14 protein-coding genes are annotated in these 14,066 nt (G+C 68.1%); 12 read left to right on the plus strand and 2 right to left on the minus strand.

Annotated elements, in window-relative coordinates; translation table 11 throughout:
- Positions 1-315: 315 nt before the first annotated feature.
- On the plus strand, positions 316-1,764 hold the full coding sequence (argG, locus tag ABT061_RS31905) for an argininosuccinate synthase (protein ID WP_350924963.1): 1,449 nt from the start codon (positions 316-318) through the stop codon (positions 1,762-1,764).
- 325 nt (positions 1,765-2,089) lie between these two features.
- Here the strand turns inward: argG and ABT061_RS31910 are convergent, their stop codons facing one another.
- Positions 2,090-3,055 carry a helix-turn-helix transcriptional regulator gene (locus ABT061_RS31910; RefSeq protein WP_350924965.1) on the minus strand — a complete coding sequence of 322 codons (966 nt, stop codon included), beginning with the start codon at positions 3,053-3,055 and terminating at the stop codon, positions 2,090-2,092.
- Between the two features lie 137 nt (positions 3,056-3,192).
- Between ABT061_RS31910 and ABT061_RS31915 the strand changes: the two genes are divergently transcribed.
- The 5 genes from ABT061_RS31915 to xynA all read left to right on the plus strand — a co-directional run bounded on the left by ABT061_RS31915 (position 3,193) and on the right by xynA (position 7,232).
- Entirely contained in the window at positions 3,193-4,326 is a 1,134-nt protein-coding gene (locus tag ABT061_RS31915; protein WP_350924967.1) for an epoxide hydrolase family protein, read from the plus strand.
- A 221-nt stretch (positions 4,327-4,547) separates the two neighbouring features.
- A complete protein-coding gene (locus tag ABT061_RS31920; protein WP_350924969.1) occupies positions 4,548-4,913 on the plus strand; it encodes a DUF4158 domain-containing protein in 366 nt (121 codons plus the stop codon).
- 54 nt (positions 4,914-4,967) lie between these two features.
- Positions 4,968-5,453 carry a hypothetical protein gene (locus ABT061_RS31925; RefSeq protein WP_350924971.1) on the plus strand — a complete coding sequence of 162 codons (486 nt, stop codon included), beginning with the start codon at positions 4,968-4,970 and terminating at the stop codon, positions 5,451-5,453.
- Entirely contained in the window at positions 5,450-5,758 is a 309-nt protein-coding gene (locus ABT061_RS31930) for a winged helix-turn-helix domain-containing protein (protein ID WP_350924973.1), read from the plus strand. Before ABT061_RS31925 ends, ABT061_RS31930 begins: the two co-directional genes overlap by 4 nt.
- A gap of 496 nt (positions 5,759-6,254) precedes the next feature.
- Positions 6,255-7,232 (plus strand): endo-1,4-beta-xylanase XynA, encoded by a 978-nt coding sequence (xynA, locus tag ABT061_RS31935; protein WP_350924975.1) that lies wholly within the window; start codon positions 6,255-6,257, stop codon positions 7,230-7,232.
- A 670-nt stretch (positions 7,233-7,902) separates the two neighbouring features.
- Here xynA and ABT061_RS31940 read toward each other — a convergent pair.
- Entirely contained in the window at positions 7,903-8,202 is a 300-nt protein-coding gene (locus tag ABT061_RS31940) for a hypothetical protein (protein WP_350924977.1), read from the minus strand.
- A 167-nt stretch (positions 8,203-8,369) separates the two neighbouring features.
- On the opposite strand from ABT061_RS31940, the gene ABT061_RS31945 reads away from it, so the two are divergent.
- The 6 genes from ABT061_RS31945 (at position 8,370) to ABT061_RS31970 (ending at position 13,819) form a co-directional block, all read left to right on the plus strand.
- Positions 8,370-9,872, plus strand: coding sequence for a pyridoxal phosphate-dependent decarboxylase family protein (locus tag ABT061_RS31945; protein WP_350924978.1), 1,503 nt, complete (start codon positions 8,370-8,372; stop codon positions 9,870-9,872).
- Positions 9,869-11,410 (plus strand): phenylacetate--CoA ligase family protein, encoded by a 1,542-nt coding sequence (locus ABT061_RS31950; protein ID WP_350924980.1) that lies wholly within the window; start codon positions 9,869-9,871, stop codon positions 11,408-11,410. The genes ABT061_RS31945 and ABT061_RS31950 overlap by 4 nt, the downstream gene beginning before the upstream one ends.
- A 48-nt stretch (positions 11,411-11,458) precedes the next feature.
- Positions 11,459-11,959: a DUF8788 domain-containing protein gene (locus ABT061_RS31955; RefSeq protein WP_350924982.1), complete on the plus strand. Its 501-nt coding sequence runs from the start codon at positions 11,459-11,461 to the stop codon at positions 11,957-11,959.
- 25 nt (positions 11,960-11,984) lie between these two features.
- A complete protein-coding gene (locus ABT061_RS31960) occupies positions 11,985-12,767 on the plus strand; it encodes a hypothetical protein (protein ID WP_350924984.1) in 783 nt (260 codons plus the stop codon).
- A 93-nt stretch (positions 12,768-12,860) separates the two neighbouring features.
- Positions 12,861-13,274 (plus strand): DUF8788 domain-containing protein, encoded by a 414-nt coding sequence (locus ABT061_RS31965; RefSeq protein ID WP_350924986.1) that lies wholly within the window; start codon positions 12,861-12,863, stop codon positions 13,272-13,274.
- Positions 13,271-13,819 carry a DUF8788 domain-containing protein gene (locus ABT061_RS31970; protein ID WP_350924988.1) on the plus strand — a complete coding sequence of 183 codons (549 nt, stop codon included), beginning with the start codon at positions 13,271-13,273 and terminating at the stop codon, positions 13,817-13,819. Before ABT061_RS31965 ends, ABT061_RS31970 begins: the two co-directional genes overlap by 4 nt.
- Positions 13,820-14,066: the final 247 nt, after the last annotated feature.

The following is a 14,066-nucleotide window of genomic DNA, read 5'->3' on the forward strand; positions in this document are numbered from 1 at the left end:
CACGGGCCACCGGGGCCCGCGAAGACGGCATCGAGCGCGCCGGCCGGGCGATCGTGCCTCCCACGGTCGAGCACAGATCTTTCTCCTGGTTCAGCGGGGTGAATTGATCAAGGCCCTGAGACGGTGCTGGTCGCACCGGCTCGGGGCCGTCTCTCTTTCTCCAGGTGACCGGCTCGGGCCGGGCGGGGAGTCCGTACTCCCACGGGTGGGTGGTGTTCGGTGAACAGCGCAGGTGGCCACGGCCGCCGCGGGTGAGATCGCGAGTCGCAGACCGAGAGTTTGCATGACCATGCAGCGCAGTGCATACTTTTGTTTATGTCCAAGGTTCTCACCTCCCTGCCCGCCGGCGAGCGCGTCGGCATCGCCTTCTCCGGCGGCCTCGACACCTCGGTCGCCGTCGCGTGGATGCGCGACAAGGGTGCCGTTCCGTGCACCTACACCGCCGACATCGGCCAGTACGACGAGCCCGACATCGCCTCGGTGCCCGGCCGTGCGGTGACGTACGGCGCCGAGATCGCGCGCCTGGTCGACTGCCGTGCGGCGCTGGTCGAGGAGGGCCTGGCCGCGCTCACCTGCGGTGCGTTCCACATCCGCTCGGGCGGGCGCGCCTACTTCAACACCACGCCGCTCGGTCGTGCCGTCACCGGGACCCTGCTGGTCCGGGCGATGATCGAGGACGACGTGCAGATCTGGGGCGACGGCTCGACGTTCAAGGGCAACGACATCGAGCGGTTCTACCGGTACGGCCTGCTCGCCAACCCCCACCTGCGCATCTACAAGCCCTGGCTCGACGCGGACTTCGTGTCCGAGCTCGGCGGCCGCAAGGAGATGTCGGAGTGGCTGCTCGCCCACGACCTGCCCTACCGCGACAGCGCCGAGAAGGCCTACTCGACCGACGCCAACATCTGGGGCGCCACCCACGAGGCCAAGACCCTGGAACACCTTGACAACGGCATCGAGACCGTGGACCCGATCATGGGCGTGCGGTTCTGGGATCCCACGGTCGAGATCCTCGCCGAGGACGTGACCATCGGCTTCGACCAGGGCCGCCCCGTGACGATCAACGGCAAGGAGTTCGCCACCCCGGTCGACCTGGTGATGGAGGCGAACACGATCGGCGGACGGCACGGCCTGGGCATGTCGGACCAGATCGAGAACCGGGTGATCGAGGCCAAGAGCCGGGGCATCTACGAGGCGCCCGGGATGGCGTTGCTGCACGCGGCGTACGAACGGCTGGTCAACGCGATCCACAACGAGGACACCCTGGCGAGCTACCACACCGAGGGACGGCGGCTCGGCCGGTTGATGTACGAGGGCCGCTGGCTCGACCCGCAGGCGCTGATGCTGCGAGAGTCGCTGCAGCGCTGGGTCGGCACGGCGGTCATCGGTGAGGTGACGCTGCGGCTGCGGCGCGGTGAGGACTACTCGATTCTGGACACCTCAGGCCCGTCCTTCAGCTACCACCCGGACAAGCTGTCGATGGAGCGCACCGAGGACTCGGCGTTCGGCCCGGTGGACCGGATCGGCCAGCTCACCATGCGCAACCTCGACATCGCCGACTCGCGCGCCAGGCTTGAGCAGTACGCCAGCCTCGGCATGGTCGGCACCACCCAGGCCGCGCTCGTCGGCGCCGCCCAGGCGGCCTCGACCGGACTGATCGGCGCGATGCCGCAGGGCGGCGCCGAGGCCATCGCCTCACGCGGCGAGGTCTCCGGCGACGACGAGATGCTCGACCGCGCCGCGATGGAACTCGGCACCGACTGAACCGCCGCCGTCTACGGCACCTCTGAAACGACGCGACCCAGGGGTTCGAGCGGACCTGGTCGGCGGCGAACGGGGAGTCGCCAGGTACGGTGCCGGACTCTCTCGTGTACCAGCGGGCGAAGGGTTCGGGGTCGGTGCAGCGTGGATCGTCCAGGTCCAGCAGGTAGTGCGCGACGTCGAGGCCGAGAGCCTCGACGTCGCGGGCCTCGACCACCGGCCTGACATACGGGTTCGCGGCCAGCGGGCGGATTCGCTCTTGCGGGGCCGCGACTCGGGGGCGGACCTGCAACGGAACCGTTTCGTACGTTAAGCCGGTCTGGTCAGGTCAAAGGGGACCCCCGGCGGCGCGGACGGCGCGGGCGCCCGCCGCACGCAGGTACGCCAGCAGCTCCGGCGGCTCGTGCACCTGGAACTCGCAGCCGAGCATGAGCAGCCGGGAGGCCAGCCACTCCAGGGTGTCGGCGCGCCCGTGCAGGCGGCAGCTGTGCTCGTCGATCGGCTGGACGTCGCCCGGGGCGGTGCCGAGCCGTTGCACCACCTGGTCGGCCGGAAGACGCAGGGTCGCCAGCACCTCGTAGGTGGGTGCCGACGAGTACAGCTTGTCGATGATGAAGGCGGCCGCGTCCTGCTCGGGCGGCTCGCGGGGCGGGACCCGCACGCCGGTCGGCCGCGGATCACTGATTCGGTCGACGCGGAAGGTCCGCCAGTCGTCGCGATCGTTGTCGTAGGCCAGCAGGTACCAGCGGCGTGCGGCCGCCACCAGGCGGTACGGCTCGACCAGGCGTCTGGTCTCGCTCCCGTCACCCGTCTGATAGGCGAACCGCAGGCGTTCGCGGTGGGCGACTGCGCCGGCGAGCACCGTCAGGTTCTGCGGATCGACACTCGGCCCGTTCCCGGTCAGCATCGAGACCAGGGCTGCGGCCAGTGCGGCGACCCGGTGCCGCAGCCGGGACGGCAGCACCTGCTCCAGCTTGGCCAGGGCCCGCACGGACGCCTCCTCCATGCCGTCCACCGGAGTCCCGGCCGCCATGCGCAGGCCGACCGCGATGGCCACCGCCTCCTCGTCGTCCAGCAGCAACGGAGGCATGGCCTTACCGGCGGCGAGCCGGTAGCCGCCCACCGCCCCCATCGCCGCCCGTACCGGATAACCCAGCTCGCGCAGGCGATCGACATCCCGGCGGATCGTCCGGGGGCTGACTCCCAGGCGCTCGGCCAGCTCGCTGCCAGGCCATTCACGCGGGGTCTGCAGCAGGGACAGCAGTTTGAGCAGTCGTGCGGGGGTGTCGCTCATGGGGTCCATCATGCCCGGCCATCTAGGTCAGGAACTGACCTAGATGGTTCCTACTCTCGATCACGTCACCGCGACGTACCACCCGGGCCTGCCTGGGGACGACGTGGCGGGGTATCGCGCACCCACTGAGGAGAGTCATGAGCACCGAGGTCCGCCCCTTCCACATCGATATTCCTCAGGCAGATCTGGACGAGCTGCGCGATCGGCTGGCCCGCACCCGATGGCCCCGGCAACTTCCCGGTGAGGAGTGGAGCCGGGGCGTCCCCGCCGGCTACCTCAAGGACCTGGCCGAATACTGGCGCGGTGAGTACGACTGGCGCCGGCACGAGGCGCGGCTGAACGAATTTCCGCAGTTCACGACCGAGATCGACGGTCAGGACATCCATTTCCTGCACGTGCGTTCCCCCGAGCCCGGCGCCCTGCCGCTCATCCTCACCCACGGCTGGCCGAACTCGTTCGTGGAGTTCATCGACCTCATCGGCCCCCTCACCGATCCCCGCGCGCACGGCGGCGACCCGTCTCAGGCGTTCCACGTCGTCGTGCCGTCGGTGCCCGGTTTCGGGTTCTCCGCGCCGCCGCGTGAGACCGGCTGGAACGCCACGCGCGTGGCGCGGATCTGGGCGGAGCTGATGCGCCGCCTCGGATACGACCGCTACGGCACCCAGGGCGGGGACTTCGGCGCGTACGTCGCCCCGGAAGTCGCCAAGGTCGCCCCGGATCACGTGATCGGCGTCTATGTCATCAGCGGGCTCGGCTTCCCCACCGAAGACGACGTTCCCGAGATGACCGACGACGAGCGGGCGGCCTACGCGCAGCTTCAGAAGCAGGACTGGATGAGCGGCGTGGACCATCATGGGCTGCTGCGCGCGGCGCCCCAGACCTTCGCCTACGGGTGGCACGACTCTCCGGTCGCCGCGCTGGCCTGGATGATGCAGAAGTTCAAGGAGTTCACCACCGCCGCGAAACCGCCGGAGCAGGTGATCGATCGCGACCTGATCCTCACCAACGTGAGCCTCTACTGGCTCACCGGGACGTTGGGAACCTCCTCCTGGCCCTACTACGACAGCACGGGCTTCGGCTGGCCGGAGGGTCAGACGGCGGCGCCGACCGGCGTGTACAGCGGGCCGCCCGGAATCCGCCGGCTCGCCGAACGGCACAACACCATCCTTCACTGGCCGGAAGGCAATCCGGGCGGCCACCACTTTGTCGCCATGGAGCAGCCCGATAGCGTCGCCGCAGACATCCGCGAGTTCTTCGGCAAGGTCCGCTGACCTTCGCTCGCGGCCGCGTCTCTCACGCCCGGTGACGCGGCCGCGCCTCGGTCTATAGGCCCGGCGCTGGAATGCGTGTGACCAGCTGCCACACCGATTGATTTGGGGCGTGTGGCGCGATTCTTACCAGCGCCGGCCATCGGGACGAGTCCATGAACGCTGTGTAACGGTCTGATCGCTTACCGGTCGTATCGTGGCGGTGGGGTCCTGCGGTGCGGACCATGCCGGTGGAGTTTCTCAGCGGTCAAGAAGCGGCTGCCTATGGCCGCTACCGCGCTTCGGTGTCGCAGGCAGATCTTGAACTGTTCTTCTACCTGGACGACGACGACCACACGTTGATGGCGCGGGCGAAGCCGCGAGGTGATCACAACCGCCTCGGGTTCGGTATTCAGCTCACCACAGCGAGGTGTATCGGCAGGTTCCTGACCGATCCGCTGGTGGGGGTGCCGACCGAGGTCGTCGACTTCCTTCGTCCGAGATGCCGCTGGAAGCGGTGCTCGACGGGCTGGCCGAAGGCCGCGCCAGGTTCGGGATCCGGAGCCGGTTGCTGCTCGGCCAGTCCATGCGGCATCCTGGAAAGTACTTGACGATATGGAAACTAGAAAGTACTTTCCAAGTAGGAAAGAAGGAGGGAGCAGCCCATGGAGATCACCCCCGAAGAAGCCGCGCGGTCGCTGGCTCAGGTTCGCGAGACGCAGCACAGGGTCCTGCGCGCCGCACCGCCGATGTTCCCCGCCTGGTATCCGGTGACGGTCTGGATCTTCATCACCGGAATGCAGTTCGTCACCGAGATCACCCCCGCCTGGTGGCTCTGGATCGCGGTGACGGCCCTGTCGGCCGGCCTCGCCGTCGCCGTCCTCAAGTTCGTGATCGACGTCAGGAACGCGAACCTGCGCCCGCACTCCTCCATGACGGATCCATGGGCATGGGCCGGCTTCACCGCCTGGCTGATCACCACCGGTCTCGCGGGCTTCGCGCTGGCGTTGTGGCTCAAGGAGCTCGGCGTCGCCTATCCGCGCACCGTCATGGGCGCGATCATGACCGTGGTCGTGGCGGTCACCGCGCCCCTCCTGGCCCGGTGGATGTCCGCGCGGACCGCTCGGCGGGCGGAGACGCCGAAACGATGACGTCGCGACTCGACCCGGCGATCCACGCGCCGACCCGGCTGCAGATCGTCTCCCTGCTGGCCGCCGCGGAGGAGGCCGAGTTCGCCTTCGTACGCGACAACCTGGGCGTCAGTGACTCGGTGCTGTCCAAACACGCGAGTGCCCTGGAGGCGGCCGGCTACGTGAAGATCCGCAAGGGATACGTCGGCAAGCGCCCCAGAACGTGGTTCAGCCTCACCCGCGAAGGGCGCGCGGCCTACACCGGCCATGTCGCCGCGCTCCAGGCCATCGTCGCCCGGTCCGGCCTCTCGGTCCTTCCCGACTGAGGAAGAACGCGCGGGGGCCGGGTTGGCCGGATGCGGCACGTGTGTGTTCCCGGCCGCCGAGATCGCCGACAGACCAGCCGCGATCATGCCCTACTCCACTGCACTGCACGCCGAATGATTCGGAAGATATCCGAAAGTTTCATCGGCCAACCCTGGGTTGGGCCGGGCAGAGTAGGGCTATTGAACAGGCGTAATGCCTGCTCAAGAAATCCTTGACCAAGATCAGGCTTTCGGGAGTCGTTGACAACTCGCGGGGTCGGACCGACACTTTCGCCATCGCACCGATACTTTCGCTGCCGTTGGACCTCAACCACTGTCGATCCGAGTCACCCGCCGCGACCTGCTCCTCCGGTCGTCGACCGCACGACGACCGGCCAACCCCCCACGTGTACGACGCCGACGCGCGGTGGCCGTCCCCCTGGTCACCGACAGCCCCGCCGGGTCGTATCACGCTGCCCGGCCTCCCGGCCGGCCTTCACGAGGAGGAAGCACGCGCATGAACGACGCCCCCGCCCGCCCGAAGAGCCGCAGACGCGGCCGCATCAGGCTGCTCGTCGGCCGTGCCTGCGCCGTAGCGCTGGCCGTGGCCGTGGCGATGCTGCCCGGCCCCGCCCACGCGGCCATCACCTCCAATCAGACCGGCACCAACAACGGCTACTTCTATTCGTTCTGGACCGACAGTCCCGGGTCGGTCTCCATGGAACTGGGATCCGGCGGCAATTACAGCACCTCATGGAGCAATACCGGGAATTTTGTTGCCGGTAAGGGCTGGAGCACCGGCGGACGCAGGACCGTGAACTACTCAGGCAGCTTCAATCCGTCCGGCAATGCATATCTGACTCTCTACGGGTGGACGAGAAACCCACTCGTGGAGTATTACATCGTCGACAACTGGGGCACTTACCGGCCCACCGGAACGTACAAGGGCACGGTCACCAGCGACGGCGGCACGTACGACATCTACCAGACGACGCGAACCAACGCCCCCTCCATCGAAGGCACCAGAACCTTCAATCAGTACTGGAGCGTCCGGCAGTCAAAGAAAACGGGCGGAACCATAACCAGCGGCAACCACTTCGACGCATGGGCCCGTTACGGAATGAATCTGGGCAGCCATGATTACATGATCCTCGCAACAGAGGGATATCAAAGCAGCGGAAACTCCAATGTAACGGTGGACGGCTCTTCCGGTGGCGGCGGCGGTGGCGGTGGCTGCACCGCGTCGCTGTCCGCAGGGCAGCAGTGGAGTGACCGGTACAACCTCAACGTCTCGGTCAGCGGTTCGAGCAACTGGACCGTGACGATGAACGTCCCGTCCCCAGCGAAAATCATCGCTACCTGGAACATCAGCGCGAGCTACCCCAGCGCCCAGGTGCTGACCGCCAGGCCCAACGGCAACGGCAACAACTGGGGCGTGACGATCCAGCGCAACGGCAACTCGACCTGGCCGACGGTCTCCTGCAGCGCGAGCTGATCTCCGAACACCCGAAACACCACACCTGTGGCGCGGCGGCCCATGGCCGCCGCGCCACACCGCTGCCGGCGCGCGGCGGCTCGATCAGGCCGAGGAGACGGTACGCGATCTACTGGCCCTTCGCTCCGACATCGACGACCCGGCCGTGACCGCCTGGCAGATCACGGTGGTTCCCGTCCTGGGGGAGGAACTCGCCGCGGAGGTCGCGCGGACCGGGGAGGTGCACCGGTTGCCTGATGACGCGGTCAGCCGGGGTGATCAGGCCGGTTCGGGAGTGATGCCGTCCAGAGCCTCAGCGGGCCTGGCGCTGCCCGAAAACGTTAGAGGTTTTCCCTTTTAGTGCCGAAGCATCGGGAAAGACTGACATATCACCTCATCGAGGCTTCTAGTGTATTTTGGAGAATACAACCACATGCAATAAGGGTGTCCTTTTAACGGGGGCGCCCGTTGGGGCGGCCTCGAACTCTGAGTTCACGCCAGGTTCGTGAGAAAAACTCATAAGCCCCAAAACGGATGAGACCCACCGAACATCCCCCATCTCAATCACCATGCGTAAGTAACTGTGGCCGGAATCTGTCACTCCACCTGCATTCGAGGTCTTGCGCCCCTCTGTCATCAATGATTAGCTCGCTTACGTGACGGGCGCGCCAATGTATACGGAGGATGAAACTCAGGTCGAGTTAATCGCGATTCGTCCATGACGGGTCTCCTGCAGACCCTGATCGTCGGTGACATCGTCGCCGGACTGATTCGAACTGCTTGAACAGGGCGTGAACAGGGGGCAATGAGGCCCTCTCGTGCCATCTGCCACCATCGCCGATCGACATCCCCTCTCGAAGTTGGACCGTTCCAATCTGCCGGAACGGCCCAGCGGCGGCACGAATGCCGCCTCGTGTCCCCGGGTGCCGGGGATCTCTTTCTCGCTCGACGCATCGCCGCAGATCACGCATTTATTCGCGAGAACCTTCATGTGGTCGTCCGGGAATTCAATGCACCATGCCCGAATTCTCGTCCAGGCGCGACCATATGGGCGTTCTCGACGCCGGATCGTTTGGAGTCTCCTCCGTGACGAGTTCGCTTTCCGATGTCCAGAGTTCCTTTCCAGAGCCGACGACCGGCGAAGGCTACCGGTCACCCATGCCGGGCCTCGCCGCGGCCTTCGACCCCGAACGTTTCCATGACGGCGCCGTGGACATCGTCAGCCGCCTGACGACGTATCTGGGCGACCGGTCGGTCCGGGGACTCGACCTCCTCGATCCGGCGGTGCTGCTGAAGGCCGCGCGGGAACTGATGACCCCGGAACGGCGGCGCATCGCCGACTTCGACGCCGACCGGGTGAACCAGATCGTCGACCTGTACACGGAGACCGGCATCCCGGTCTACTCACCCGGCTACATGGGACGGCAGTTCTCCGGTGTGGTGCCACTGGCCAGCCTCATCGACCTGGTCGGCTCGGTGGTCAACCAGCCCTCCTCCTTCTATGAGGCCGGGCAGCTCCCCAACGTCGCCGAGCGGCTCATGGCCGAGGAGCTCAATCGGTTCATCGGCTGGGACCGCGACCGGTTCGCCATGGTGACGACCTCGGGGGGCTCCCTGGCCAACCTGACCGCGCTGCTGGCCGCCCGCAACCGCGCCTTCCCGCAGATCTGGACGCGCGGCGCCGGCGGCATGTCGGGTCCCCCGGCCATCGCGGTCAGCGAGGAGGCCCACTACAGCGTGACCCGGGCGGCCGGGGTGCTCGGCATCGGGGAACGGCAGATCGTCCGGCTCCCGGTCGACCGGGCCGGGCGGATCCGCCCCGATCTGGCCGGCCCGGTACTGGACGAGGCGCACCGGCGCGGTCTGCGACCGTTCTGCCTGGTGGCCACGGCCGGGACCACGTCGATGGGCGCCTTCGACCCGCTGGAGGAGCTCGCGGCCGTGGCACGCCGGTATGGTCTCTGGCTCCATGTGGACGGGGCGCACGGGGCGAGCCTGCTGCTGTCGGACCGGCACCGGGACAGGCTGCGCGGCATCGAGCAGGCCGACTCACTGACCTGGGACGCCCACAAGATGCTGTTCATGCCGGCGCCGTGCACACTGCTCTTCTACCGCGACGGCGCGACGGCGCGCGGTGCGTTCCGGCAGCGCGCCAGCTACGTCTTCGACGAGGAACCGGACGTCTACAGCGCCTACGACAGCGCGGACAAGAACTTCGAGTGCACGAAACGCCCGATGATCATGCCGCTCTGGACGGTCTGGTCGGTCTACGGCCCGGCGCTGTTCGCGCAGAGGATCGACCGGCTGTGCGCGGTGGCCCGGCAGGCGTACCGGATGCTCGCCGCCGAGCCGGACTTCGCCGTGGCGCACGAGCCGGAGTCCAACATCCTGTGCTTCCGGTACCGGCCGGACGGCCTGGAACCGGCGACCGTGCACCGGCTGCAGCTGGAGATCCGCAACCGGATCCGGGGCGGCGGGCGCTTCTTCATCTCCAAGGTCGACATCGACGGGGTGGCGGCGCTGCGCGTGGTGGTGATGAACCACCTGATCGACGCCGACCACCTGGCCATGCTCATCGCCGAGATCAGGGACATCGGGCAACGGGTGCTGCGCGCGAGCGCCGCGGCCCGGCACGACCAGCGGAATGGGAGTCATTCATGACCATGACGGATTTGGACATCGCCGCCTCGACGGAGCTGGCGGCACGGCTGATCCCCGAGGAGGAGCTGCGGCCCCGCTCGGTGGACGACGTCACCCGGCTGCCGTCGTTCGCGGGGAAGCTGGAGGAGTGCGGGCGGCTCACCGGAGTCCCGTACTGCGAGTCCCCGCTCGACCTTCAGAACGCGCTGGTGTTCCGCCGGCTTCAGCAGCTCGTCGGCGTCGCCCTGCTCAACCCGCTGTGGCGCGAGCGGCTGCACTACTTCGGGATCCGCGGCGCCCCCGCCGACATGTCCGAGTGGGAGCGGATCCCTCTCTCGGACAAGACCGTGCAGCGGGACATGTTCATGGGCGCACGGGCCGGGATGGTCGTGCCGCTCGGCCACGGCGGGTTCGAGGTGGTGGCCAGCGGCGGCACCGGTGACGGCATGCCCCTGGAGATCGTGTACTCCCTGCGGGAGCTGCGCGACACCTACCGCATCGCCGGGGCGTTCATGGGCGCCTACCAGCTCGGCCGCTACCTGCGCGGCCCCGCGCCGCGCTGGCTGTTCACCACCCTGGCCGACTACCAGATGTGGAGCAGCGGGACCATGGTCGGCGGCGTCCTGTCCCACGTCCCGGGGGTCAACTACATCGGCGCGGGACCGGTGAGCGCGCCGGTGCTGGAGCACATGTTCTCCTACCCGGGCCACAAGGCGCTGATGGGCATCACCGCCGGCATCGCGCTCCTGCCTGAGCTGGGCGCGGGCCTGCCCCCGCACGCCAGGGAGAGCTTCCGGGTCGCCATGTACGGCAGCGGCTCCCTGCCGCAGCGCAAGCGCGACGAGCTGCGGGCGTTCTTCCCCAACGTGTCGATCCTCAGCTACTTCGCCGCGACCCAGGCCGAGTGCGTCGGGCTCCAGCTCGACCACACCTCGCCGGCGCTCTCCGCCGTGCCGGGGCTGCACCTGGTGGAGATCGTGGACGAGCACGGCCGTGCCGTCGCCGAAGGTGAGGAGGGCGAGCTGGTCGTCACCCGGCTGCACGCCGACGAGACGCCGCTGCTCCGGCTCAAGCTCGGCGATCGGATGATCCGCCGCCCCGCCCTGAACGGTCCCGGGCTGCGCACCGAGCGATTCGAGTTCGCCGGGCGCACCGCCGACGTGCTGCACCTCAACGACAGCCAGTACTCGGCGACGCTGGCCTACGCGGCCCTGCGCGGGCGGCTGTGCTCGACGGCCGGCGTCGACCTGGACCTGGTCGCGCACGAGGTCCAGTTCCACAACCACCGTGAGGACCGGACCCTCACCCTGCTGGTGGCGGTGGACGACGCCGAGGGTACGGCCGCGGCCGTCGAGCACGCCCTCGGCCCGAGCGGGACGCGGCAGCTGTTCACCCAGGCGCTGCCGAGCTCCCTGTCGCTCTTCAACGACCGGGAGGCCAACGCGGCGGCCATCGAGCAGACCGGATACGGGTTCCGGCTGGTGTTCGTGCCACCTTCCTCACCGCAGATCGAGCGGACCACCGTCGGCAAGACGCCACTGGTCAGGGACCGGGGCTGAGCACCTGGTGGCCCGTACGCCCGAATGACATCCGACAAGGGAGGATCGATGAAAGACAGGATCAGCATCGTCGTGATGGTCGACGCCGTCGGGGCGTTGTCCGACCGGACGTTGCACAACGGCAACCTCTCGCTGGTCGACGACAGCTCGGCGGGGAGCAGGCACCAGGGGACTCCCGACCTCGTCACGGTGGTGGTCCCGGGACAGGTCGTCCAGTGGACGCCCATCCACGTGGACGTGCAGACTCCGGTCGAGATCAAGGCCATCGAGTTCCTGTCCGGTGTGACCGTCTCGCCCCCGGCCGACCAGACCGTGCCGCCGTACCCGGTGGAGCCCGGAACCGTTCCGGAACCCGCCGCCGTGCCCGGGGCGGGGGCCGACGCCACCGACTCCAACGGGCACGAGAACTACGACCTCCTGGTGTGGGAGGGCGTCGTGCCCTACGACATGACGCCCGGTGTCCCGTACCGGTACCGGCTCTCCCTCAAGCTCCACGAAGGACCCAACAGCGTGCTGCACATCGACTCGCCCGCGCTGCTGCGCGTGTGAGCCACGTTCTGCGAAAGGCGGTTTCATGGCCCAGCAACACGGGATCATCGTGCTCTTCGACGTCGAGAACGCGCTCCGGACGCGGTCGCTCGACGGCAACACGTACTGGTTCGACAACATGAAGTTGCTCGGCTCGGTCGGGGTGGGCACCGAGCAGCTGGTGACGATCGTGCCCGGCACCCATTTCCTCGACGGGTCGCAGGCGACCGAGCAGGTGCTGAACTGGTTGCCCGCGGCGCTGGGGTCGATCCCCCCGACGGTGCCGCGCAACTACCTGGCCGAGCAGGAACGCGCCGACGACCGGCGCACGCTGGAGGAGCTGGCCGCGCTCAGCGGCGAGGGCGGTGTGAGCGGCGCCGATCTCAAGCGGCTGCAGCAGCGGGTCGGCAAGCGCGCCCGCAAGTCGGGCGGCGGGCGCGGCCTCACCGAGGCCAAGCTGCTGGACGTCACCGGCAGGACCACGAGCAGCCCCGGCGCGTACAACTACCCGGCCCCGGTGATCACCGATATCACCGGCCAGGCCGTCACCGAGAAGATCATGTACCCGGCCCAGTACGGGTCACCCGACATGATCTACGACGGCTGGTACTGGGCCGCGACCGTGGACACGAGCCGGCCCGGGGTCTACCCGTACACGGTGCACGTCCAGCTGCACGAGCTGGTCGAGCAGGACGACGAGCTGGTCTGGCAGTCCGTGGACCTGACCTGCGAGTCCAGCCTCAAGATCATCAACGATCCGAAGCGCAACGGGTTCACCGGCGCCGGACTGGGCGTACTTCCCCTCCCGTCCGTCCCGGCCGCCGGCTGACCCGGTCCGAACCGGAGCATTCTCGACTGAAGGAGTCGCATGCCCCCGAGGAACAGACAGTCCGAACGCCGGCCCGCCCGGCCCGTCCGGCCCGTGACGATCACTGCGGTGGTCGACCCCGTGGCCGCGCTGGCGTCGGAGAACCTGGACGACAACCTCTACTTCTATGACACCAACGGGGCCGCAGGGTCCACCGGGTTCGGCACCCCCGAGCTGCACAGCCGGGTACGCAAGGGCGACACCCTGCTGTGGAACGTGATCCCGCTGGAGTGCGAGACCTACGTGGCCCTCGCCGACATCGAGATCGACCCGCAGATCGCCGAGCCCACGCGAAAGGTGTATCCCGGCACCGACATCGTGTTCTGGACCGCCGAGGTCAAGCAGGACCTCACCGAACCGGTCCCGTACCGGCTTTCGTTCCTGCTCGGCACCGTCGGCACGCCGTTCACCCCCACCGCCCGGCCGGCCCTGGCCGGTCCCGTCAACGAGGGAAAGGGAGGCCGATGACCCAGGAATACGCGGCTGCGGACTTCGCCGATCGCGGCCAGCTCAACTCCGTCCAGCTGAACGTGGTGACCCTCGTCGACATGGAGAAGGCCGCCGCGACGAAGTCCCTGGACGGCTGCCTCTACATGATGGACAACAGCGTCGGCGGGGTCGGGCAGGGCAGCGACCACCTGGAGACCATCTGCAAGCAGGGGCAGGTGATCAACTGGATCATCCGCCCGATCGACATGCACCGCCGTCCGGACGGCACCTGGCCTCCGATGCCGAAGATCAACAACCTGGTCTTCCTCGACATCGAGAAGGGCGACGAGGACGACGTCGCCGAACGCCGGATCATGACCGAGCTCAAGATCTACGGCGCTCCCGACCGGATGCGCGACCAGTACACCGCCGTCTACTACTACTGGGCCGGGGCGGTGATGAGCGACGCCCGGCCGGGGCTCTACCGCTATCGGTTCGTCCTGGAACTGGAGAAGGAGCACGGCACCGACAAGCTGTACCTGAACTCGGCCCGCTATCCCGCCCTGCGGGTAATGCCCGTCTGACGGTCTTCGGGGCCGCGAGCACGATGCGGTGAAGGTGGAGGTCATGGTCGCCGCCGGGCGGCGACCATGACCGACCGGTGCGCGCGGCCCGACCGTCATCGGTACGGGTGGAGCCGGGGCTACCGCCGGTCACGGGGGCGCACGTGTCCGGCGTGTCCGGGACACGCCGGACCCCGGCGCCCTTCCGGCCGGGAAGGTCGTCCCGCGTGTCCCGGTTTCCGCACCTGCCACATCGTTGCAGGCCGGT

It is taken from the genome of Streptosporangium sp. NPDC002544 (assembly GCF_040295965.1).
Taxonomy (GTDB): Bacteria; Actinomycetota; Actinomycetes; order Streptosporangiales; family Streptosporangiaceae; genus Streptosporangium.

What these genes read in the sequence shown, in the direction of transcription:
- ABT061_RS31925 (WP_350924971.1), top strand. Translation starts at nt 4,968, where the DNA reads ATGGAGATCACCCCCGAAGAAGCCGCGCGGTCGCTGGCTCAGGTTCGC.
- ABT061_RS31955 (WP_350924982.1), top strand. Translation starts at nt 11,459, where the DNA reads ATGAAAGACAGGATCAGCATCGTCGTGATGGTCGACGCCGTCGGGGCG.
- ABT061_RS31910 (WP_350924965.1), bottom strand. Translation starts at nt 3,055, where the DNA reads ATGAGCGACACCCCCGCACGACTGCTCAAACTGCTGTCCCTGCTGCAG.
- ABT061_RS31920 (WP_350924969.1), top strand. Translation starts at nt 4,548, where the DNA reads ATGCCGGTGGAGTTTCTCAGCGGTCAAGAAGCGGCTGCCTATGGCCGC.
- ABT061_RS31945 (WP_350924978.1), top strand. Translation starts at nt 8,370, where the DNA reads ATGCCGGGCCTCGCCGCGGCCTTCGACCCCGAACGTTTCCATGACGGC.
- ABT061_RS31930 (WP_350924973.1), top strand. Translation starts at nt 5,450, where the DNA reads ATGACGTCGCGACTCGACCCGGCGATCCACGCGCCGACCCGGCTGCAG.
- ABT061_RS31940 (WP_350924977.1), bottom strand. Translation starts at nt 8,202, where the DNA reads ATGAAGGTTCTCGCGAATAAATGCGTGATCTGCGGCGATGCGTCGAGC.
- ABT061_RS31915 (WP_350924967.1), top strand. Translation starts at nt 3,193, where the DNA reads ATGAGCACCGAGGTCCGCCCCTTCCACATCGATATTCCTCAGGCAGAT.
- ABT061_RS31960 (WP_350924984.1), top strand. Translation starts at nt 11,985, where the DNA reads ATGGCCCAGCAACACGGGATCATCGTGCTCTTCGACGTCGAGAACGCG.
- ABT061_RS31970 (WP_350924988.1), top strand. Translation starts at nt 13,271, where the DNA reads ATGACCCAGGAATACGCGGCTGCGGACTTCGCCGATCGCGGCCAGCTC.
- ABT061_RS31950 (WP_350924980.1), top strand. Translation starts at nt 9,869, where the DNA reads ATGACCATGACGGATTTGGACATCGCCGCCTCGACGGAGCTGGCGGCA.
- argG (WP_350924963.1), top strand. Translation starts at nt 316, where the DNA reads ATGTCCAAGGTTCTCACCTCCCTGCCCGCCGGCGAGCGCGTCGGCATC.
- xynA (WP_350924975.1), top strand. Translation starts at nt 6,255, where the DNA reads ATGAACGACGCCCCCGCCCGCCCGAAGAGCCGCAGACGCGGCCGCATC.